The organism is Coleofasciculus sp. C1-SOL-03, from assembly GCF_040220555.1.
Lineage (GTDB): Bacteria > Cyanobacteriota > Cyanobacteriia > Cyanobacteriales > Coleofasciculaceae > Coleofasciculus.
On the sequence record NZ_JAVJUO010000195.1, the window covers coordinates 18,724 to 40,242 of the forward strand.

A 21,519-nucleotide genomic window follows, 5' to 3' on the forward strand; every position below is an offset into this window, starting at 1 on the left:
CAGCTAAAATAGTGAAATCTATTTAACCATTAAATCGGGCGCACGCCGTGCGCCCCTACAGTTTTCCGGCGTAAGGTTAATCTATCAAACTTGGTGTGCCACACCAGTACCATTACATTACCATCAAAGGAATTCCGGGAACAGAAACGAATTAATCCGCTCAGCTAAATTTGCTGGTTTTGGCGGATCACCTGGGAAAAGTCCTAATCCATAAGCACCATCTGAAATAATAACAGTTGGCGCTTGCCAAGCCCAATAGCGGGTCAACGCATCAGCCTGTTCAATTTGCACTGAATCGATAACAGTGATAGACACAGCAGGAGTTAAGTTTGTAGGGGCGGGTTTTACCATTATCTGCTGCAAGAGACCTAGACGTGAATAAACCCGCCCTGACCCTACCTATCGTTCATACATAATGATACAAAATAGCTACACAAGTCAAGCGATCGCACACCTTAGAGTTCTAAGGGCAGAGATAGAGGACGAGTTGTCTGGATAATTTGTGAGAAAATCCCCAAAATCAAGTCCAAATTATTCAGATAATGTTCCCCGCGCTCAATAGAAACTGTCATTTTGACTAATTTAATAAATTTCCAAATACTTCCGGTTGTAATAACTCCATAAATACAACCAATTTCATTATTTTTGTGTTCGTTAAAAATCTGAGCTGCGACCATCTCGGCAATACAGTGAGGAATTCCTGATTTAATATTATCATTCTTAGCTTCCACCAGTGTGACAACTGGTGCTGTCACTTCCAACTGTTTGGGCGAATGACTGAGAATAAAATCACATCGACCGTTCAGTCCTCTGTCTTTATCAATGTTAAAGTCAGCTCCCGAGAATAGGCTAATTTGGCGGTTGCATTTTCGGCGAACTTCGATGAGGATAGGAGTAACAATCATCTCAGAACGCGCTTTTTCCGTATTAATCTCTAATGCCAGAGGAATATTTTCCTCTAAGGTTTCACTCAATAGAGGACTAGGCAGAACAGGTTCTACTGCGTCAAAGAGTTCAACTCGTTCTTGAATAATCAGATTAAAGTTGTTCTCTAGGTCTTCTAAGGTAAAATCACTGTATGACATTTTTTCTAAAGGTTATTTTCCCTAATACAATATAGTGAACACAACAATCATAGCAAATCATCGGTTTACTATCCCCTTTCTAATCCAGTCCGCGCAGGCGGACTACCCTTCGGGAAGGCTTCGCCTATGTTTGTGTAGCAGCGATTTAAATCGCCAATTATAATTTTAATTTTCAACTATAAATTTCATCGCGAATAACCTCTAAAAATGCCTTGCCAAATTTCAGATCAGGTTCCAAATAATTCCCTTCCGCCCATTCATTCCACGAACGGATAAAAATTAGCCGTTTTTCAGATTCCCGTTCCGATACCGTTTCAATCGCCTCTTGCAGATGAACTCTAAATAAATTCGGCGTTGATTTCAGAAACACCAACCCATAGATACCTGTTCTCGGTGTGTTATCCCAATTCGGAAAGATACAGGGATAAGTGACAAAATACGGGTGACTGCCTTTAAAAGCACACTTAATCGCTTTTTCATAAGAGTAAAGTAGCGGATAATCCGAAAACTGTTTGTATTTTTGGTAGAACCTCCGCGATGAAAACGTGCTAAACCTTTGCTTAACTTTAGTTAAACTCCGCTTCCCTGGGAAAATCCGGGCTGAATCCTGCGTAAAAACATAATCGGGATTAATAATAATAGACGCATCAAACCCATTAGATTCAGGAAACCAGTATTCATGTCGGGCAACTCCAATTAAATAAAGTCCCTTTAACCCCGATTTAATCGCTAAATCTCTCCAACAGTCCGTAAATTGTTTCGGGTCTGGCAACTCCTCCGGATTATAAACCAAAAATAGAGGTTTACCCTCAACCGTGATATAACGGGAATCAGTAAACGCATCCAAGAGGGTATAAAAATGAGTCGTATAATCTGCCAAACCAGGATACGTTTGCTCAATTAAAACCCGATCCGGACAACCATGCCAAATCCCCGTCCAAGTTTGATTTGCCCAAGCTAAACAAAACGGAAAATTCGGCTCACCTGATTTTAATACTTCATTAAACGGTCGTTCTAAAACCCGCTTACCCGCAAACCAATAATGCCAATAACAAAACCCTTCAATTCCATACGCCCTTGCCAGATCCGCTTGCGCTTGTCGGGCTTCGGGTAAACGTAAGTCGTAAAAGCCTAAATCAGCCGGAATTTTAGGTTGGTTGTGTCCGGGGAATAATGGCTTGGCTTTGGCAACATTTGTCCATTCGGTAAACCCTTTTCCCCAGGCTTGATCATTTTCAGGGATGGGATGAAACTGTGGCAGATAAAACGCAATTAGACGAGCTTTTGCTGAGTCTAAGGGGTTGGTTGTCATTCTGGAAATGTCCTAATAGATATCATTGGCTTAATATTAACCCCTCAGCCCCCTTCCCACCCCTCTAGTTCTCCCCTTTTTTGATCCCCCTCCCATCCCCCTTCAAAAGGGGGAAGCCAACGGATGCTTCGCTTTTTTTTGCAGGGAAGGGGGAGAATTCAAAGCCTTATCAAGAGCAGGAGAGAGGTTTGGAGAGAGGTTTTCCAGATCCGGTGAAAAGTAAGGATAAGGAGAGGGTTAGGGAGGGGTCTATAAGAGGAGGGTTCCGTCTCAAGGTATTACAGATATTTGAGCTTAAGTTGACACCAATGATTCATCAACAGTTCCCTAAAGATAGTGGTTAAATCATAAATTCGTGTAAATCCTGATTTGATTTATTGCACCGTGAATGGTACTTATTATCCCTTGATCCCCATTTCCCTCCCTCCCTGGAAACTATCTGATACAATAGCGCTTACGTGTAAAAACACCCTCGATCGCGAAACGCATGAGTCAGTTAAACAACGCCTTTACCCTTTTTTTGAGTTTGCTGGTCGAAGCCATGCCATTTTTACTCATTGGCGTCTTATTTTCCGGCTTGCTGCTGTTGTTCGTCGATGAGGGACGACTGATTGCGTCTTTACCGAAGAACCCCTTCCTCGGTGCGGTTGTGGGAAGTTGTGCGGGATTTTTCTTCCCGGTGTGTGAATGTGGGAATGTACCCGTGTCCCGGCGGTTGCTGCTACAAGGCGCCCCCCTATCGGTGTCAATCGGGTTTCTGCTAGCCGCCCCCACGATTAACCCGATTGTAATTTGGTCAACCTGGGTCGCGTTTCGAGATCAACCAGAAATTGTCGTCCTACGAGTCTTGTTTTCCCTGGGTATTGCTATAGTTATCGGTTGCGTCTTCAGTGTTCAGAAAGACGTGCGCCCTTTGTTGCAACAGACTGTCACCCGTTCCATGGTACTTCCCAGAGAATGCCAGGTGAAACCACCTCCGCAAAAGGAACCCCAACCCGCCCTGCTGCAATCGGGAACATTTTTACTGGGTCAACCGGGAACTCCTGTGCGGATGGATGCGACAGTTCTGCAAGCCTCACTCGCGGCTACCCCCGCCCGGAAACCGTGGTCCGATCGCTGGCGTTTGTTCTTAGATAATACCGTGCAAGAGTTACGGGAGTTAGGCGCAGTGTTAATTATTGGGAGTGCGATCGCGGCTACGATTCAAGTCGCCGTTCCCCGTGAAATTATCCTCAGTTTGGGTTCGGGTCCTGTCACCTCAATTCTGGCGATGATGCTATTAGCCGCCGTTGTTTCTATCTGTTCAACGGTTGACTCCTTCTTCGCCCTCGCCTTTGCTTCTACCTTTACCAGTGGTTCATTATTAGCCTTTTTGGTCTTTGGTCCAATGATCGACATCAAGGCGATTGGTTTAATGTTCTCCGTCTTTAAAGCTAGGACAATTCTTTATTTATTTGCCCTCGCCGCCCAATTAACCTTTTTGCTCACCTTAATGGTTAACTTACATTTAAGCTAGTAGAGACGCCCCTTCGATTCGCTAGTATAACCGGGTGTGTAGGGGCGGGTTTAGGGACTAGCGTTTCGCCATTAATAATAATGTTTGTTCAAAACCCGCCCTGACTCAATTCTGAACGAGAGAATTATTTGACAAATGACCAATGATTAAAAAACAACGTCTTTTACTCCCCCTCCTTGATATTATCACCCTAGGCATCTGGGGTATTTTGTTGATTCAATACTGGGTCAGTGGCGAATTACAGTTACTCATTCACCCGAATTACTTTGGCTTAGTGCTAGGAACCGGGATACTTTTGCTAGTGCTGGCGGTGTTAAAAGCCATTCAAGTCATCGGTCAATTACCACCCCGAAATCCCAAAACAATGCCGATGATGGAACATATTAGCTGGTTTCCACCGGGTTGGAGTACAGGGTTACTGCTAGCCACGGCGATTCTAGGGTTATTAGTCGAACCCAAAGTCTTTACCAGCCAGACAGCGATTCAACGCGGTGTCATGGAATCCTTAACCGCCACCCGCACCCAGCCTCAATCCTTCCGCAGCCTCAGCAAACCCGAAGCGCGATCGCTGATTGAATGGATTCGCACCTTAAGTGTTTATCCGGAACCTGATGAATATGCGGGTCAAGCGGTTAATGTTAAAGGGTTTGTCGTTTATCCCCAAGACCTATCCTCGAACTATTTATTAGTAACTCGCTTTGTGATTACCTGCTGTGCAGCGGATGCTTATCCAGTCAGTTTACCCGTGAAACTTCCGGGAAATCGTCAGGCGTATAAACCGGATACCTGGATACAAGTAAAAGGGAAAATGATTACGGAAACCTTACAAGATAAACGGCAATTGGTGATTGACGCGAGTGAGGTGGAAAAAGTCCCTGAACCCGATAATCCTTACTATTACTAATTTCCTGATTATATCATCTAGTTGGGTCAAGTTGCACTAACCAAATCTCGCCTCTTTTAGGATTAGTCATATTCGTTTTCCCAATCTTCCCCATCTAGAACGGAAAACTCTGTTAAATCTGGATCATTTAAGAAATCATCGGCTGTAGCGGGAATAAAGGAAGCTAGAATTTGATGGCGTTCGGCAATAGGGAGTTGTGCGATTTCACTCAGAGATGGGTGTTCTTGTTGGAGTTTAACCGATGAACTAGAATCAGGTGTTTGCTTTCCCAGTTTTTGCCCAATAAATTCCACAAAATCTAGGACTTCTTGCTGCTTCTCAATGGGTAGTATACGCAAGCGATTTAAGACCGCTTGTTCAATATCTGTGGTTTTCATTAGTAAGTTGCCTATCTACTTTCTCTGGGTTGATTAGGGTTCAGTTATCATTATCCTGATTAGGATTACAAGTCAAGGGTTCTTGATGACAGGTAAATGCTTTTCACCTGAGTCAATCGCGTGGCAAATTGCAAAGCGGCTAGAATATCATCCGGTTCCAAATCATCGTAGTCGGCTAAAATCTCATCGATACTCATACCAGCACTGAGCAATTCCAGGATGAATTCAACCGGGTAACGTAGTCCTCGTATGCAAGGTTTACCGTGGCAAATATTTGGATCAAGCGTGATTCGCGCTAAAAGGATAGTTTCCATCTGTATAGAGGTTTAGTCTCAACAATAATTATCTCAACCTTTCTTGTCTTATGGTTTAACGACTAAGGGTTTATCAGGGTTAATAGATATATCTGTCCAACCACTCCCTTTAGATACAGGCGTCAGCGTTAAACCTGTCTGAAGTTTGGGTGAACCGTTTCCTCTTTCCAGGAACGTTTTCTAGTCCATTAGAACTAAAGTAATTGTATCAAGTAGTTTTTTTACAGGGAACAACACTGCTAATATTATAGCGGCGATCGCGTCTCCTCACAGCCGATTCAAATCCCCGATGTCTTGAAGACACCGGGGATCTCGCCCAATCATCCAGTTCTGTTTAAATCCCCGTAAAAACGGCTGACGTTAAACTATCAGCATTCACCCCATTCAAAATCGCCAAGGTTTGATCATTAACCTGAATCAAGGAATCATTACCAGATTGGCTAATATTCAACTGACTAAACATCAAACCTTCTGCCAATCCAATCCCATCTTCCTCGATGCGAAAATCGACAATTGTATCCGTTCCTTCACCCACTGCCAAAACAAAGATATCACGACCGCGATCGCCTGAGAAGTTATCCCCCACTAACCGATCATTTCCTAAACCACCGCGCAGGATATCATCACCCGCATCGCCCCACATTTGGTCATCGCCGTCTTCCCCATACAGGGTATCATTCCCGGCTTTCCCGCCAATGCGATCATCACCAGCCCCCCCATAGATGACATCATCGCCGCCAACGCTTTGCGGAGAACGCTGATTCAAATCCCCTCGCAGTACATCACTCCCCTCACCACCGAAAATCAGGTCATCGCCTAAACCCCCTGCAACCGTATCATCTCCCATTCGACCATAAAGGGTTTCGTTAGCGTTAGTCCCCACCAATGCTTCCGACTCAGAGGTTCCCCAGAAAACATTTGGATCACCCCCTAAACTCAAGCGAGACATTAAGGGGTCATGATCACTGGCTGAGTCGTTAAATTCGCTATTCGTATGCACCGCATCAAATTCCGCATTGGCGCTTAAATTATCGCTGATCAAAATATGATCCAATGACTGGGAATTTCCCCGGAAGATAAAAGAATAACGCTCATTTTCCGGTAGCGTTTTAGTTAAGTTGGTCAGACTCTCTCCCTTGAGGATATCTAGGGGCGATAAGAACTCAAATTCATTTAAATCCCCCAGTACCACCACATTAGCATCGGGGTCATTCGCCAAGATAGTCTCCACATAATCGTTAACTGTTTGGGCTTGGGCTTCCCGTTGATCTACACTCCCATTCACGGGCGGTTGCACTTGCCCAAATAGAGGCGTACTGCCACCTTTTGAGGCAAAATGGTTATTGATCAGGGTAACCTTTTCCCCCTTAAATAGGAACTCAGCCGCCAGAGATTTCCGGCTATCCTCAAATCCCGGATCTCCCACACCAATGCGTTCACCGGAGTTGGGAATCAGGTCTACGCGGTCAGGGTTATAAAGATAACCGACCCGAATATTACCACCTGGTTGACCGCCATCTTGATTATTCACTGGGGGACTATCAAAGAATTCATACTCCGCACCACCAGCAGTGATAATCGTATCAATTAAGGTTTGATAGGTTTGGCTAGCGTCAACTGTACCATCATTCGTCGATCCGGTATTATCTTGAATTTCCTGGAGGGCGATGATATCTGGTGTGTTCAGATTGTTAACAATTTGATTCGCGATCGCATCAAATTTCCCTTCGGCGATATCCTCATCCCCATCCTCATCATTGGGGTCGAGATTTTCTACATTGAAGCTAGCCACAGTGAGTTGATTCTCCGTCCCGATCAAGTTAGTGACTTCCGGTTGTAACTCTGAAGAAGTCGGAGTAAACGCCTCGGTCGCCTTCACTTCAAAGTTGCCGAAACTGTAACCCACTACACCCGTAACATCACCCAGTTTATCGCCGACCTTTACCGATGGCGAAAACCCCGGTAAGATATCATCATCAACCTGAATCTGAATCCGTTCGGGATTGAAGTCATCGGGACTAATATTAATCGTCCCTCGGTTACTTAATCCTGTCGCATTCACGCCATTATCGGCGACGGTGAAAATTTCCCCAAATCGGTTAATCGGACTAACGGCTAACGCATCTTGAACAGTGACTCGCATTCCTTCTAACGTTTCATAGAAGTCTATGCCATCTTCAGCCGGATCAAAGATGCTAAAGTTATCATTATCGATAATTTGATTCGGGGGAATGCGACCATCTGTTCCCAGGATAACGGCTGTTGGTAAAGCATTCCCTGTGGACAAGGTGGTAATTGTTGGATTACCGCTGATTTGAGTAATGGAAAGATTCCCCGTATCGGCGCCACCAGGGATAAATTCACTAACTGTCCCTTCCACGCGCAACTCATCACCAAGACTGACAGTGGGTTGAGACTGGGTGAAGACAAAAATACCATCAGCGGTTAAATTATTACCATCCCCGGTGGCGTCTTGCAGGTAAAATCCATTCCGATCAATGGCTGTAACGATACCGTTGGTGATTACCGATTCACCCTCAAAGGGCGAAATGTGACCTATACCTTGGATATCGTAAATGGGGATAATAGTCGGTGGTTCTTCGGTAACCCGTTGATTCACTGTACCCGGCGTGTTCAAGGCTTCACCCACAACCGGACTTCCACTGAAACCGGGAATTCCGGAACCATCAAAGTCATTGCGAACCCAATCGGTTACCGACTCATCCGTACTATTAACAAAACGAGATGCGCCGCCAGGAGTAAACGAAATCCCATCATAGCCTGGAGTTAAGACAACAGCCGAGTACGTGCGATCGCCACTGTCACCATCACTCACGCCAATACTATCAGCAATCGTCGTCCAAGGGGTTAAATCCAAAACACCATCATCATCGGTATCCAAGTCATCCCCGGAACTCCCAGTAAAGTTCTCGACTAACAATAGTGTCTGTGTACCATTTTGAAACCTGCTATTAACAAACCCCGTTGTCCACAAGCCATTGGCGTCTGTTGTGCCTAGGGAGTTAACCGTGGTAATCTTACCCAGAGTTGATCCGCGATCGCCTTCAATTTGCAGTAGGGAATAATTACTATAGTCGCTATTGGCGTCAGCGACAATTTCTACATATTCGTTGGTATCTGATCCGGTGTGATTAAAGACAAACTCGTTAATCAGTGGCGTGGTGGGCGTACTATGATTACCAAAGCTTTGTCCTTGATTAATCCCATCAAACGTATCACTGGTTGTTTCCATCCAGGAAAAATCAGTATAGGTTGTCCCCGTTCCGGTCAGTTGTAAAGACGCACCAATCGGGGTACTACTTCCCTGAGAAACACCACTATCAATACTGGTCATTCCCGCTGCTACTCCGTCTACAGCCGTAAAACTACCTTCATAGCTAAGAAACTGGACAACGCTACCATTATTATCCACCAAAGCTATACCATCTGGGCTACCATTTTGAATCCCATTCGTCGGATAGTTGAATGTAACCGTACCAAAGCCATTATCTTGGTCAGGAATGACGCCAGTGAGAGAGGTTGTCGTGTAAACCAATCCATTCGCACCGTTATATAAAACGATACTCCAGTCTGTCAGGTCAATTCCTGCCAAACCCGCTAGTTCAATCGCTTCACCGACATCGGTTCCGGTGTTGTCATAGTGAATTTCATTAATAAATACGTTAGCCATAATCAATTATTTTTTTTGCTGAAAAATACGGCAATTACAAGCAATAATTAAGCTCGGTTAATGTTTTTCACATCACCTCACTGGTTGGGAGGAATTCAATTAAGGATTGACAAAAAATATTGATAATTTTATTGAACAAGACTCTTGACTCGCCCCCTTTAATTCTAGATCTAACCTGATAGGAAAAAATCTAGGTTAGTCAAGACAACTGTATTTTATCTGACTGGGGCTTAAGAGGAGGTAAAGATAAATCTAAGAATTGGGTACTTTATCGAATCTTCATATTTGCGGTAGGTAGGGGTATCATATTCAGATCCCCGACTTCTTAAAGAAGTCGGGGATCTCGCCCTGAAGTTGACACCATTGCTCCCCCAGCTTCCCCTAACCCAATTTTATTTTGTCCGACTCCTACGAACCAGTCACTTCAATAATTCCACAGCCAACTCGTCCACCAGCATTACCCGTAGGTTGACCAAAATCATCTGGCTTTTCATGAAGAATCACCGCCCGATTCCCAATCGCATATTTCCCTTCAGTAAACGTGAGTCGCTCAACCGTCATACTTTTTGTGCCAGTACCGTCTTCAGCAATCGTAATATTGCCTAAATCTCCTGCATGAGCATTCTCAAACCCATCTTCAGTAATTAATCCATGTTTGACATCATCTGGATTAAAATGACCGCCAGCCGCATTCCCTTGCTCCGCACAACTACCCGATTCATGGATGTGGAAAGCACGTTCTCCCGATGGCGCATTTGTCATTGTCACTTCAATCAACATACCGTCCGCCGTTGTCGTAAACTCAGCCTCTCCCAAAACTTCTGAGGGATCGGTTGTGCTGTTAATTACGGCTGTGGCGGTGCTAGCTTGTTGTTCCGCGACTTCTGCTTGGGTTTCGGTTACAGGTTCCTCCGTCACCGTGTTGGTTTGCTGACAGCCGTACACGAACATTAGTAGCGTCGAAAAAAGCGTGATCGCGATAATTCTCAGGGGTTTATTAATCAAGTTCATTTCTGGTTAAGTTGCAATCGACTACAGATTCAATCAAATAAGTCAAATTCAAGCTGTTATTAATCTTCAGCTATTGCTTAAAAAATGTCAATTTCCATAGACTCAACCTGAGTTGCCCCAACGGGCGGTGAAAAGGTAAAAGTATCAGCCGCAATCACAGGAGATGGTACACGGCGAATAATTTGTTCGGTCATCTTGATATCCATTCCGTCCGCTTTCCCACTGATTTGGAGCTGATTCACGGCTGCTGTATTCGGTTCCACCAGAACGGTGAACGTAAATCCAGCTTGGCTATCCTTATAGTTATAGGCATAGTAATCTTGTCCCTGTAAATTTCGCCGACCTCCTTCTAAAGGAACATCTTCAACTTGAAAAAAAGATTCCAGCAGTTCAATAACATTGTCGGGGTCAACTAGCCCGTCAGCAAAGGCTTGCCTAAACTGGGCAGACATCTCTAGAAACAACATCGAAGAAAAGCCAATCAAAAAGCTATCATTTCCCTGGTCAAAATCTTCATAATCCCTAACCGCATATTGGTTTAATTCAGGGTTGTAAATCCATACCTGCTGACCATCAGAAACCAGACTATACGTCGGTTGGGCAAATCCGCCTGACTCCGGCGTGGAAATTTCAGTGCGAAACTGTTGGGGAGATTGGGCAATTGTTTTAACCAACACCGAAAATTGACCTGTAAAACCCTGTGCCTCAAAACTGAATTGCATTTCGGATTCAGTTTGATAGCGTTCGGCTTGAATAAAATTAGCAACCGTTTTAGCTAAAAGACTGACATCCAGTTCATCCGTCAAGGGACGACTCATTCCCGACGCCGGGTTCGACTGGGTAAGTTGATCTGACGTTTCATGCCATCTGGAAAAATCAACATCAAACCTAACCCCCCAGCCCCCTTCCCGGCGGAATTCAAAGCCTCTCTCCGGCAAGGAGAGAGGTTTTCCAGATCCCGTGAAAAGTAGGGTCAGTTGATGGGGTGATTCTGATAGCGGGACTTGAACCTCCCTAGCTGTAGACCGAACCAGCATTTCCTCTTCCACAGTTCGTTCCGCCTGAGCAGTCGCTATACTAAATAATGTCCCGTTTTGGTTGATAGAGGGAAGGATACCCCAGACATTCACGGTGGCAGTTATGCCAAAAATTGTAATTGCTTTTTGTAGTCGGTTCATTGTAATAATTACTCATGATTCTTTATTACCTTAAACCAAAGCAGGCATTATGAATCATGAATTTCCTGTTCCCTGTTCCCTGTTCTCCGTTCCCTGACAAATGATACCCTTTGATCTGCAAGCCCCCTTTAAAGCCACGGGCGACCAACCCCAAGCCATTGACCGCCTGACAACCTCTCTGCAAACGAAAAATCGTTTCCAAACTCTCCTCGGCGCCACGGGAACAGGTAAAACCTACACCGTCGCCAAAGTCATCGAACAGATGGGCAAACCCACTCTGGTACTGGCGCACAATAAAACCTTAGCCGCCCAACTCTGTAACGAGTTGCGGGAGTTCTTTCCCCAGAATGCGGTGGAGTATTTTGTCTCCTACTACGACTACTACCAACCGGAAGCCTATATTCCTGTCAGTGATACCTATATTGAGAAAAGCGCCGCGATTAACGATGAAATCGATATGCTGCGCCACTCCGCCACGCGATCGCTCTTTGAACGGCGAGATGTGATTGTGGTAGCCTCGATTAGCTGTATCTATGGCTTGGGTATCCCCTCCGAATACCTGAAAGCCGCGATTCCCCTGCGAGTGGGTACAGAATTAGACCAGCGTCAACTCCTGCGGGATTTAGCCTCCGTCCAATATTCCCGCAATGACATCGAAATGGGGCGGGGACGATTCCGCGTCAAGGGGGATGTCTTAGAAATTGGTCCGGCTTACGAAGACCGAATTATTCGCGTCGAATTCTTTGGCGATGAGATTGATGCTATCCGTTATGTTGACCCGGTAACTGGTGGAATTATCCAAAGTCTTAACGCCCTCAACATCTACCCCGCCCGTCACTTTGTTACCCCCGATGAACGATTAGAAGAAGCCTGTGACGCCATCGAAACGGAACTCCAAGAACAAATCACCACATTACAACAGGCTGGCAAATTACTCGAAGCCCAACGATTAGACCAACGCACCCGCTATGATCTAGAACTCTTGCGCGAAGTCGGATATTGTAATGGTGTAGAAAACTATTCCCGTCACCTTGCTGGACGCAGGGCGGGAGAACCCCCAGAATGTCTAATTGATTATTTCCCCAAGGATTGGTTATTAGTCGTAGATGAATCTCACGTCACTGTACCCCAAATTCGGGGAATGTACAACGGCGACCAAGCCCGGAAGCGGGTATTAATTGACCATGGCTTTCGCTTACCCAGTGCAGCAGATAATCGTCCCCTGAAGGCAGACGAATTTTGGACAAAAGTCAACCAATGTATCTTTGTTTCCGCGACTCCTGGAGATTGGGAAATTGAACAGTCCCAAGACCAAGTGGTGGAACAAGTGATTCGTCCCACCGGGGTTGTTGACCCAGAAATTTTTGTCCGTCCAACTGAAGGTCAAGTGGATGATTTATTGGCTGAAATTCAGGAACGGGCATCCAAAAAAGAACGGGTACTGGTGACAACCTTAACCAAGCGCATGGCGGAAGATTTAACCGAATATCTACAGGAACGCGGCATTCGTGTGCGCTACTTACATTCGGAAATTAATTCAATTGAGCGAATTGAAATCTTGCAGGCATTGCGGGAGGGTGATTTTGATGTACTTATTGGCGTGAATTTGTTGCGCGAGGGATTAGATTTACCGGAAGTGTCTCTGGTGGCTATTTTAGATGCCGATAAAGAAGGATTTCTTCGGGCAGAACGTTCTCTGATTCAAACCATTGGTCGGGCGGCGCGTCATGTTCGGGGACAAGCCATTCTTTATGCGGATAATCTCACCGATAGCATGGCAAAAGCCATTGATGAGACCGAACGACGCCGAGGAATTCAATTGGCATATAACCGGATGCATGGGATTACCCCGCAACCGATTGTCAAAAAATCGAGTAATGCGATTTTGGCATTTTTAGATGTGTCGCGGCGGTTGAATCATCAACAGTTGGTAAAGGTTTCTGAGCAAGCCGAGGATTTACCCTTAGAACAGATTCCTGAAGTGATTAGTCAATTGGAAACCCAGATGAAAGAGGCGGCGAAGAATCTGGAATTTGAGCAAGCTGCCCAGTATCGCGATAAAATTAAGCATCTGCGGGATAAATTGGTGGGTCGGTAAGGGAAAAGGAAATGGTTAAACACTATAATCCTCAAATTCATCATCGACGTTCAATTCGCCTAAAATCATAATGATTATAATCAGGCGGGAGCTTATTTTGTGACCATCTGTGTTCAAAACCGTGAATGTTTACTTGGTACTATCACGAATCAAAGAGTACAACTTAATGAATATGGCGAAATCACTGATCAGGTTTGGAACTATCTTCCCTATCATTTTGAAAACCTAGAAATTGATGCTGCTGTTATCATGCCCAATCATTTTCACGGTATCATCTGTACGGGTTTGGTCTCCTGTAAGGGTTTGGTCTCCAAACCCCCCAATCCTCCCAATTTACCCAATCCCCCGAATCCCTGTACGGGTTTGGTCTCCAAACCCCCCAATCCATTTTTTATGCAAAAAACACAACTCGGTAAAATCATCGCTTATTTCAAATATCAAACAACTAAATTAATCAATCAAAAACGGGATTCAATCGGATCTAGATTTTGGCAACGGAATTATTATGAGCATATTATCCGTAATGAAAAAACGCTCAACATTTTGAGGCAATATATAATTGACAATCCATGGCGTTGGGACAATGATCAATTACATCCAAACAACCCATCAAAATGGTAATTATTCTGTAGGGATTTGGTTTCCAAATCCTTATCTAAATCCTTACGGTGGTGTGGGAATCGGGGGTTGGGAATCGGGGGTTGGGAAATCAGGATTGGGAAATCGGGGTTGGGAATTCGTGATTGAGGGGTTTGGAGGGTTTGGAGACCAAACCCCTACGTCAATTCAAAATGTTTCGATATTATCATCGTTTAAATGTATAACGCCCTATTCTAACGTAGAATTTAATAAACTACAGATGCCACTCAACCCACCCAGACCAAATTTTAAGTGGTAGAACCCAAAAAATCTTAAGTGCCATGAAACCCCTAAACCTAATTATTCCACTATTACTTGTTAGTACATCTGCTTGTGTTGGAGTGACTGTCGAAGAAACCAGTGCTGAGGTTCAGGCAAAGATAGCCAAAGCGAGAGATTGCGCTGGCTGTGACTTGAGTAAGATTGATCTCAATGGTGCAGACTTAAGCGGCGCTAATCTCAAGGAGGCTATATTAGATGGTGCGGATCTGAGTAATGCCAATTTAGCTGAAGCGGATTTGAGTGGTGCGTCTCTAGATGGCGCGAATTTGAATGGGACAAACTTCAATAGTGCCAACTTGAAAGGGGCTGATTTAAGTAATGCGTCGTTAATTAGCACAAACTTAGTTAACGCCAATTTACGCAAAGCCAAAATTAAGACCGCGAATGTTTATCTCACAAATTTTTGTGGAGCGACTATGCCCAATGGAAGTCGCTCTATGCAAGGGTGTAGTTAACCCAAATTAAGCGAATAGTTAGAGCTTGCTCTCAAAAACTGAAACTATTACAGTTTTATAGTAAATCCCGGTTAGCTACCCCTGTTATAACCTAGTCCGCGTAGGCGGCCTACCCTTCGGGAAGGCTTCGCCTATGTTTGTGTAGCAGCGATTTCAATCGCCGTGGCAAAAGGGGGTAATAAAGGCGGATTTGGTATTACTCGTGATTGACCTGGGCAATTTGCAAGGCAGAAAGATAGGATGTTTTGAGCCTTACTGTACAGATCCTCTCTAAAGCGTCTCTCAAACCTGAAAATAAGGACGCTCGTTGCAGCGACTCTAACTTTATGTAGGGTGATATTGTACTCAAAAGTGTCAAATACTCATCAATGCTATGGGTCGTATGACAAACTAACTGTTCTGACAAAAAATTCTGAAATAAACCTGAGTTGATAAAATCTTGTTGAATTTCTTTTAGGTTTGCTTGATAGGTTTCTATCGATCCATATCTGGCAAATTTGGGAATAGATGGCGCTTGAGTTTGATAAACTTCATCGAATTGGTGACAAATTTCATCATTGGGGTGCGGCGGTGTATTCCACAACATAATTATAGATCCTTTGTCTTGCAAAGCATCAGCCGATTTTTGCACCCTAATTTCGGGTGAAACCCAATGCATGGAAGTTGCGGCAAGAATAGCGTTGAATCGCCCAGGTTCTAGCTGCCATTCTTCAAAGGTTGTATTGATAATTTCCACATTGGGATAGGCTGAACAGTTGCTTTTAGCGAGTTTGCACGCGGCTAGACTTGGCTCAAGACAAACCATGGAGAAGCCTAATTCAGCAAATTCTACAGTGGCAATTCCTGGACCACATCCTATTTCTAGAATGGTAGCTTGAGCGGGAAGTCGAGCTAACTCAACAGCGCGATGAATTAGGGTTTTAGGATAGCGTGGTCGAGCTTGATGATAGACATTGGCGACATCACTGTACCAGTGTTTTCGTTGTTCTAAGGTATAGGCTGCTGTGATTTCACTGCACCATACTTTGACTGATGCTGAATCTTTATCTGTCATAATACCCATAATACCCAGGTGTGGTTAAAAAACTACAATGGATTGTTGGATTCATCCACTTTGACGACTTGGGGATGATGTAGAAGTGCTTCTTCCGGTGTCATCTGAGCGTAAGCAATTACAATCACGTTGTCTCCAACAGCATTCAGACGAGCCGCCGGACCATTTAAGCAGATGACGCGACTTCCCCATTCCCCAGGAATGGTGTAGGTTTCCAAGCGGGAACCATTATTCACATTGACGACCTGTACTTTTTCGTAAGGCAAAATATTTGCCGCTTTTAGGAGTTCCTCATCAATGGTAATTGAGCCATCATAGTGCAGGCAGGCATCGGTTACTTTCACCCGATGCAACTTGCTTTTAAACATGGTAATCAGCATTTGAAAAAAATAACTCTAATTAAATTTTACAATATCTTTATATTTATTGACGTACCCGTTTGCCTACTGATAAGTACATAGGTGAGTTAAATTTTTTTCAATTCCTGTTGCCCGTTGCCCGTTCCCTGTTCCCTGTTCCCTATTCCCTATTCCCTATTCCCTATTCCCTATTCCCTATTCCCTAGAACAGGGGATGCACCCATCGGAGTCTTACGCCAAACGACAATTATGCCATTGCCAATTTAACCGCCCGATTGAGTTGTTCTGGGGAAAAAGGCTTCGTTAAGTAAGCTTTAGCTCCTTGTTTCATACCCCAAAGACGGTCAATTTCTTGATTTTTAGACGAACAAATTATAATAGGAATGCTAGCTGTTGCCGGATGACCTTTAAGTTTTCGACACAGCTCAAAACCACTCATTCCTGGCATGACAACATCTGTAATAATCACATCGGGTTTTTTGTTGGTTGCGTGAGTTACCGCCTCTTTGGGCTTAGACACTCGAATAACGGTGTGACCCCCTTGGCGCAGGTAGTTCTCGATCAAATCCATCTGACTAGCGTTGTCTTCAACAAGTAAAACTGTACTCATGGTGGCTAATTCCTATTCAAAACAGCAGGGCAAAGTGTCACCTTAGCCTCGTGGTTAAAACGGTTAAAACGTAGGATTACGTAGATCGTGCGATCGCAGCATCAGTTTTCCACTCAGCCGTTTGGCTTGTGCCTCTGAATGGTTACCGATTAGAGTTGTAACCGGACAAGGTAAAATGCAACCTGAGTGAGATTAACACGCCTCCTGTTTCCATCGCACCTCGTCTGCTGCGTTTGGCTCGCTTAAAAATGAAGATGCATTCCCAAATGAAGAGGTAATGGTTTAGGCTTCAACCGACAATCATAGCACTGGATAATCTTTCCGTGGAAGGGCTTTTACGAATCTATTACACAACGCGATCAGATCGTCATTTGTCCTTTGTACTATGTTATTGGTCAGGGGTTGAGGGACATTTACACCATTTAATCGGGTTAAGTTTATTTCGACCGACCGACTTAGCTATCCTGTAAGAGTTCATCGATCAAGGATTGCAAGTCATCAAGAGAAAGTACTTCCGTCTCTTCTGCTGACGCTGTGTCCAGGTTAGCAGACGACGGCTGACGCGATAACTCCTTGAGGTGATCCTTGAGTTGCTCCCTCATTGACTCGGTTGTTGAGAGTATTTGCGTTACCTGCTCATCAGTTAAGCCAGAGGGTTCGTTCATCGCCCTAATTAATTTCTTCAAGGCATAAAACACCTGCATTAGCAAAGCTTGTAGTGTTTGGTCAACCTTGAGTGAACCCTGCTGTCGAATCAAATGAACACAATCGACCAAGCATAACCCTGTTTGATGAATGCCTTGGGTATGAAACTGACTAATCGGCAACAGGTTCGCCCCTCCCACAATACCACAACGAACCGCGTGGCAGAGTTCGTTCACTTGGTCTGGATCATGGAGCGTGCTTCGCAGATGCAGCAAATGCTGCTCGATGAGTTTTAGGTGCGCTTCAGCAGCCTCAAGGTAGTAGCCTTTAATTTGCTGTAGCTGGTCTGGCTGCATACAGAATGTCCTTGCTAGATGCCGGATTTGTCGTCGGGTATAAGTAGTCGGACTTTCATTAAAGTTAACGGTTGAGATTAGGGAATAGGGAATAGGCAACAGGGAACAGTCAGGATTTGAAGCTTTTTAACATTTCTTAATGCCGTGTACAGAATTGATGTCTAGGTACTTAACTTAACATAGTGATTAGCGATCAATCATTATCCATTCCTTGATCAAAAAAATAATCTTACTCTAACTTTTAGGGCAGGTCAATCGCTAATTTATGTTAAGAAACAATGGCTCTACTTCTCATCATTCATGGTGTTTTACATTTGTGTTCTTCGTCAATACGGTCTGCCAATGTCATTATCGACGATACCGCCCTTGGACTCCCCCCACTTATGAGCATTGAAACTAACCGCACGCCTAAATAGCGGAGTTTGTCCGGTTTCAGGTATGGTGTCAGGGACTTCCATCCTTCTCGGCGAACTTTCCGCGCATAAAACAGAAGGCTGCGGAAAAAATCCTGAAATCGCCTTCCCCAATAGGCTTTCTGAATTCCGCCTGGATCAAGTCGTATATTATGTGGATTATAGTTATTTCGATTTAAGGGATTCAGTTTTGTTAGTCCTTCGGTTTGAGCAAACTGCTGGTATGTAATCCCCTGTTTTCGGGATTGGGGATGAGTATAGGGATAAATCCATTCCCATACTGCCCAATCTAGACCAGAAAACAAAAATTCTGGCACATCTTTAGTCACCTGACAATATTTTAAGCGAATCCCGATGGGAATTTCTGCCCAAGGTCCATGCTGCCACACAAAATCGGGATCAAAAAAGGCTTTAAAGGCAAAATCTTTCCCATTTATCCTGAGACGAGCTACCCGACCAATCATTCCCGCTCCTGCTATTTCTACTTCAATTTTCATCGCTTGGGCAAATAGGGGAGGCAGGCAAGAATCCCCGGCGTTTTTGATCAGAAGTTTTGTCTGGGTCTTGTGTTGTAGCCGCAGCCTGACTCGTTTGAGGTAGAAGGTTGTGCGATCGCCTTCCTGAACCGTCCCCCCCACATATCCGGCTAAATGGTCGAGAAATCGTCTAATTTCCCGCACTCCAATTCCGTTGTTTAAATCAATGAACGCTGAATCAGGAACATGGAAGTATAATCGTGTCTGACCCGATTGCTGACGCACTTGTTGGCAGAGACGATAGAACTGACGAGGCGGTAACAGTTCCTGCTGGGCTTGCCAAAGGATAGAGGTTAAGGGAGATGCATTCACGGGAGGGCGATGGCTCATATAAGCTAGGTTCATAGTTGCGCTGTCTTCGCTATAAACGCTTAAATCAGTGGTATTCAGGTTGATCTACTATGATCATCGCTCAAAAATAGACAAGTTGGGAATTGGGATTGCTTGGCTTTTCGGTAAGTAGTCGGACTTTCATTAGAGTTGGTTGACGGTTGAGATGGGGAAGGAACAGGGAACAGTAAGGATTTGAGCCTTGTTAACATTTATTAATACCGCAGACAGAATTGATGTCCAGGTACTTATGGGTATCCAACCGACTTGAACGTTTTGTGCTGTGATCAAGGATTTTCCCTCAATCACAAACCTTGGTAGCCAAGAGAAATTAAACGGCAAAATGTATCAAATAATACGGAAATTTGGATAAAAGCTCTTCCTTTATCCTCTGCTCTCCTACTCCTTTACCCACCATTTCTCTAAGCCGAAGTAAAAGAAAATGACTAATCTTATACCGCCAAGGAAGCCAGAAAATCTCATGGATTCTAAACTTCAACAGAACCAATTTAAAATTCTCTTTTTAGAGATTCAGCCAATTGGCGCATATCCAATCAAACATCTGGCTGAGGTAAAATAGGCAAAAACTCCTTCACAATTGAAACTAAAGCCTATAGTCTCCTGCCATGGCAACGAAAATCCGCAAATTCTCAGATGCCCTTGAAAACCACTCCTACCCCGTTGGCTTCCCAGGTCGTCAATTCTTTGAATGGGGAAATCAGAGAGATAGGAGACTTAATTCAAAACTCTGCCGACTAGGGAAGCGAAGGATCAACACTCAAAACGCTCCCACTTTCCCTGTCTTTTCCTGGTAAATAGCTGTTTAAGCTGTATAGAGTTATAATAGCACTTTTAAAATCCCAATGAGTTAAGTTTACATTATGAACTTTGATAACAATCATCAGAAATGTTTGGATAAGCTCATCTGGGCAACCCATCAGCTCGACGTTAAAGTTGCCCAATCGCAGCTTGCGAATCTTGCCAAAATCATCGTACAAACGATGATGGGTCCCTGGCGCTATTTTCATTCCATCGAACATATTTTAGAGGTCGGTGGCTCGACGGATGCCATTGAAGTTCTGGCGGCTTTATTTCACGATATTATCTATGTGCAAGTTGATGGGAGTATTCCGTTTAACCTGACACCGTATCTCGCTCCTTTTATTGAAGAGGAAAGAGGTAAGTTTTTTGTCCGCACCGATAATCCAGGTGAACGTGATGCCATGTTTGAGCTAGTCGCCACCCTGTTTAAGGTTGCGCCAGGAGAGGAACTATTTCCCTTTACCGGACAAAATGAGTTTTTAAGTGCGATTGTTACCGCTAAACTACTAGAGCCTGTTTTGACGCCAGCGCTGATTGTGCAGGTTGTGGCTTGTATCGAAGCGACCATTCCCTTCCGCACGCAATCCGATTTTGGGTTAAGTCCTAGCGAAGAATTATATCAGTCGTTAAAATTTATCAATCAGCGATTTAATCTTAACTTAACCAATGCCGAACTCCTCGAAACCGTGAAGCGTTCAGTACGGTTGGCAAACCGGGATGTTGGTGGATTTGCTCATCCGAGTTCGGCTGTTTTCTTATCCAATACCTGGAAGTTATTACCCGAAACCAATCATACGTTGAAAAAGTCAGAGTCCTATACCGTTAAAGATTATCGCGTTGCCATCCAAAAAATGGCAGTTTTTATGAAATTCCTGAACGCCGAACTCATTTTTCGACAGTTCCGAGGAGAACCTGACGATCGCATTTATATCCATTATGTCCAACAAGCTCGCCGGAATTTAGAAGTGGCGCGGCTCTATTTAGACAGTAAATTGGTAGCGAATGCTATTTTAGAAGCTTTATCCCTGCGTTTAGGGTCAGATGTCCCCTTAACCATTATGATGGGAGACTTTGGCGATGAACAGAGTTCCATGAGTCCTTTGAGCGATTATTTTCCCACGCTGATTAATCCCCATCGCCCTAAAACGCTTCTAGAACGGGAAGTGTGGCAATTATTAGAAGGGGGACGCGCTCAACGTATTTCCTTCGATTTCAAAACGTCTCCCTTGACTAGCTTTGTTGTTCAATACATTGGATTTGAGGGAATTTGCCAGATGTGGCAATGCAGCCAAGAGTTCTTTCAACGAAAAATAACGTCGGAAGAATTTTTAGCGAGCTGTGATGCTGATCTGGTGAACATTATTATCGATGGAGTGGCTAAACTTTTGGAAAAGCGAAAAGTCGCCTTATGTCGTCTCTATAAACCGTTATCGATGAATGGGGTTAAACAATGACAACATGATTAGGCATCCGTATCTATTTTTTCCAGATATCCCAACCTTGTAGAGACGTAGCATGCTACGTCTCTACAA

General features: G+C 44.3%; 19 protein-coding genes and 1 pseudogene. 7 read left to right on the forward strand and 13 right to left on the reverse strand.

The features are described from left to right. Positions 1-123 precede the first annotated feature (123 nt). The 3 genes from RIE73_RS30015 to RIE73_RS30025 all read right to left on the reverse strand — a co-directional run bounded on the left by RIE73_RS30015 (position 124) and on the right by RIE73_RS30025 (position 2,397). Entirely contained in the window at positions 124-351 is a 228-nt protein-coding gene (locus tag RIE73_RS30015; RefSeq protein WP_446404654.1) for a hypothetical protein, read from the reverse strand. Between the two features lie 104 nt (positions 352-455). Next, positions 456-1,085 carry a hypothetical protein gene (locus RIE73_RS30020; RefSeq protein ID WP_446404655.1) on the reverse strand — a complete coding sequence of 210 codons (630 nt, stop codon included), beginning with the start codon at positions 1,083-1,085 and terminating at the stop codon, positions 456-458. A gap of 172 nt (positions 1,086-1,257) precedes the next feature. After that, positions 1,258-2,397 (reverse strand): glycosyltransferase WbsX family protein, encoded by a 1,140-nt coding sequence (locus RIE73_RS30025; protein WP_446404656.1) that lies wholly within the window; start codon positions 2,395-2,397, stop codon positions 1,258-1,260. Between the two features lie 487 nt (positions 2,398-2,884). Here RIE73_RS30025 and RIE73_RS30030 point away from each other — a divergent pair, with 487 nt between their 5' ends. Both RIE73_RS30030 and RIE73_RS30035 read left to right on the forward strand, forming a co-directional pair. Next, a complete protein-coding gene (locus RIE73_RS30030) occupies positions 2,885-3,913 on the forward strand; it encodes a permease (RefSeq protein ID WP_446404657.1) in 1,029 nt (342 codons plus the stop codon). 142 nt (positions 3,914-4,055) lie between these two features. Then, positions 4,056-4,817 (forward strand): TIGR03943 family putative permease subunit, encoded by a 762-nt coding sequence (locus RIE73_RS30035; protein WP_446404658.1) that lies wholly within the window; start codon positions 4,056-4,058, stop codon positions 4,815-4,817. A gap of 62 nt (positions 4,818-4,879) precedes the next feature. On the opposite strand, the gene RIE73_RS30040 is transcribed toward RIE73_RS30035, so the two are convergent. The 5 genes from RIE73_RS30040 to RIE73_RS30060 form a co-directional block, all read right to left on the reverse strand. Further along, a complete protein-coding gene (locus RIE73_RS30040) occupies positions 4,880-5,194 on the reverse strand; it encodes a hypothetical protein (protein WP_446404659.1) in 315 nt (104 codons plus the stop codon). Between the two features lie 65 nt (positions 5,195-5,259). Next, on the reverse strand, positions 5,260-5,508 hold the full coding sequence (locus tag RIE73_RS30045) for a DUF433 domain-containing protein (RefSeq protein ID WP_446404660.1): 249 nt from the start codon (positions 5,506-5,508) through the stop codon (positions 5,260-5,262). Between the two features lie 334 nt (positions 5,509-5,842). After that, entirely contained in the window at positions 5,843-9,199 is a 3,357-nt protein-coding gene (locus tag RIE73_RS30050) for an endonuclease/exonuclease/phosphatase family protein (RefSeq protein WP_446404661.1), read from the reverse strand. 408 nt (positions 9,200-9,607) lie between these two features. After that, positions 9,608-10,210, reverse strand: a complete 603-nt coding sequence (locus RIE73_RS30055; RefSeq protein WP_446404662.1) for a superoxide dismutase family protein — start codon at positions 10,208-10,210, stop codon at positions 9,608-9,610. Positions 10,211-10,287: 77 nt separating this feature from the next. Next, positions 10,288-11,388, reverse strand: a complete 1,101-nt coding sequence (locus tag RIE73_RS30060; protein ID WP_446404663.1) for a LolA family protein — start codon at positions 11,386-11,388, stop codon at positions 10,288-10,290. 100 nt (positions 11,389-11,488) lie between these two features. Here RIE73_RS30060 and uvrB point away from each other — a divergent pair, with 100 nt between their 5' ends. From uvrB to RIE73_RS30075, 3 genes and pseudogenes are all read left to right on the forward strand, one after another. Then, the gene (gene uvrB / locus RIE73_RS30065) at positions 11,489-13,486 is read left to right on the forward strand and encodes an excinuclease ABC subunit UvrB (protein WP_446404664.1); all 1,998 of its coding nucleotides are present in this window, start codon (positions 11,489-11,491) and stop codon (positions 13,484-13,486) included. A gap of 11 nt (positions 13,487-13,497) precedes the next feature. Continuing rightward, a pseudogene (locus RIE73_RS30070) lies at positions 13,498-14,107 on the forward strand (transposase). A 299-nt stretch (positions 14,108-14,406) separates the two neighbouring features. Next, on the forward strand, positions 14,407-14,862 hold the full coding sequence (locus RIE73_RS30075) for a pentapeptide repeat-containing protein (protein ID WP_446404665.1): 456 nt from the start codon (positions 14,407-14,409) through the stop codon (positions 14,860-14,862). Positions 14,863-15,058: 196 nt separating this feature from the next. Here the strand turns inward: RIE73_RS30075 and RIE73_RS30080 are convergent, their stop codons facing one another. The 5 genes from RIE73_RS30080 to RIE73_RS30100 all read right to left on the reverse strand — a co-directional run bounded on the left by RIE73_RS30080 (position 15,059) and on the right by RIE73_RS30100 (position 19,165). Next, positions 15,059-15,916, reverse strand: a complete 858-nt coding sequence (locus RIE73_RS30080) for a class I SAM-dependent methyltransferase (RefSeq protein ID WP_446404666.1) — start codon at positions 15,914-15,916, stop codon at positions 15,059-15,061. A 32-nt stretch (positions 15,917-15,948) separates the two neighbouring features. Then, complete coding sequence (panD, locus tag RIE73_RS30085) at positions 15,949-16,296, reverse strand: aspartate 1-decarboxylase (RefSeq protein WP_006099727.1); 348 nt, start codon at positions 16,294-16,296, stop codon at positions 15,949-15,951. A gap of 226 nt (positions 16,297-16,522) precedes the next feature. Then, the gene (locus RIE73_RS30090; protein WP_446404667.1) at positions 16,523-16,885 is read right to left on the reverse strand and encodes a response regulator; all 363 of its coding nucleotides are present in this window, start codon (positions 16,883-16,885) and stop codon (positions 16,523-16,525) included. A gap of 455 nt (positions 16,886-17,340) precedes the next feature. Further along, a complete protein-coding gene (locus tag RIE73_RS30095; protein WP_446404668.1) occupies positions 17,341-17,886 on the reverse strand; it encodes a hypothetical protein in 546 nt (181 codons plus the stop codon). 298 nt (positions 17,887-18,184) lie between these two features. Further along, a complete protein-coding gene (locus RIE73_RS30100; RefSeq protein ID WP_446404669.1) occupies positions 18,185-19,165 on the reverse strand; it encodes a hypothetical protein in 981 nt (326 codons plus the stop codon). Between the two features lie 442 nt (positions 19,166-19,607). Here RIE73_RS30100 and RIE73_RS30105 point away from each other — a divergent pair, with 442 nt between their 5' ends. Together RIE73_RS30105 and RIE73_RS30110 are read left to right on the forward strand one after the other, a co-directional pair. Beyond that, a complete protein-coding gene (locus tag RIE73_RS30105; protein ID WP_446404670.1) occupies positions 19,608-19,745 on the forward strand; it encodes a hypothetical protein in 138 nt (45 codons plus the stop codon). 301 nt (positions 19,746-20,046) lie between these two features. Continuing rightward, positions 20,047-21,441 carry a hypothetical protein gene (locus tag RIE73_RS30110; RefSeq protein ID WP_446404671.1) on the forward strand — a complete coding sequence of 465 codons (1,395 nt, stop codon included), beginning with the start codon at positions 20,047-20,049 and terminating at the stop codon, positions 21,439-21,441. The last annotated feature ends 78 nt before the right edge of the window (positions 21,442-21,519 follow it).

Excerpts from the sequence above, each read along its gene's own strand:
- RIE73_RS30110 (WP_446404671.1), top strand. The coding sequence starts at position 20,047 with ATGAACTTTGATAACAATCATCAGAAATGTTTGGATAAGCTCATCTGG.
- RIE73_RS30100 (WP_446404669.1), bottom strand. The coding sequence starts at position 19,165 with ATGAGCCATCGCCCTCCCGTGAATGCATCTCCCTTAACCTCTATCCTT.
- RIE73_RS30025 (WP_446404656.1), bottom strand. The coding sequence starts at position 2,397 with ATGACAACCAACCCCTTAGACTCAGCAAAAGCTCGTCTAATTGCGTTT.
- RIE73_RS30045 (WP_446404660.1), bottom strand. The coding sequence starts at position 5,508 with ATGGAAACTATCCTTTTAGCGCGAATCACGCTTGATCCAAATATTTGC.
- RIE73_RS30020 (WP_446404655.1), bottom strand. The coding sequence starts at position 1,085 with ATGTCATACAGTGATTTTACCTTAGAAGACCTAGAGAACAACTTTAAT.
- RIE73_RS30090 (WP_446404667.1), bottom strand. The coding sequence starts at position 16,885 with ATGAGTACAGTTTTACTTGTTGAAGACAACGCTAGTCAGATGGATTTG.
- RIE73_RS30095 (WP_446404668.1), bottom strand. The coding sequence starts at position 17,886 with ATGCAGCCAGACCAGCTACAGCAAATTAAAGGCTACTACCTTGAGGCT.
- RIE73_RS30030 (WP_446404657.1), top strand. The coding sequence starts at position 2,885 with ATGAGTCAGTTAAACAACGCCTTTACCCTTTTTTTGAGTTTGCTGGTC.
- panD (WP_006099727.1), bottom strand. The coding sequence starts at position 16,296 with ATGCTGATTACCATGTTTAAAAGCAAGTTGCATCGGGTGAAAGTAACC.
- RIE73_RS30105 (WP_446404670.1), top strand. The coding sequence starts at position 19,608 with ATGACTAATCTTATACCGCCAAGGAAGCCAGAAAATCTCATGGATTCT.
- RIE73_RS30060 (WP_446404663.1), bottom strand. The coding sequence starts at position 11,388 with ATGAACCGACTACAAAAAGCAATTACAATTTTTGGCATAACTGCCACC.
- RIE73_RS30035 (WP_446404658.1), top strand. The coding sequence starts at position 4,056 with ATGATTAAAAAACAACGTCTTTTACTCCCCCTCCTTGATATTATCACC.
- RIE73_RS30075 (WP_446404665.1), top strand. The coding sequence starts at position 14,407 with ATGAAACCCCTAAACCTAATTATTCCACTATTACTTGTTAGTACATCT.
- RIE73_RS30015 (WP_446404654.1), bottom strand. The coding sequence starts at position 351 with ATGGTAAAACCCGCCCCTACAAACTTAACTCCTGCTGTGTCTATCACT.
- RIE73_RS30080 (WP_446404666.1), bottom strand. The coding sequence starts at position 15,916 with ATGACAGATAAAGATTCAGCATCAGTCAAAGTATGGTGCAGTGAAATC.
- RIE73_RS30055 (WP_446404662.1), bottom strand. The coding sequence starts at position 10,210 with ATGAACTTGATTAATAAACCCCTGAGAATTATCGCGATCACGCTTTTT.
- uvrB (WP_446404664.1), top strand. The coding sequence starts at position 11,489 with ATGATACCCTTTGATCTGCAAGCCCCCTTTAAAGCCACGGGCGACCAA.
- RIE73_RS30040 (WP_446404659.1), bottom strand. The coding sequence starts at position 5,194 with ATGAAAACCACAGATATTGAACAAGCGGTCTTAAATCGCTTGCGTATA.
- RIE73_RS30050 (WP_446404661.1), bottom strand. The coding sequence starts at position 9,199 with ATGGCTAACGTATTTATTAATGAAATTCACTATGACAACACCGGAACC.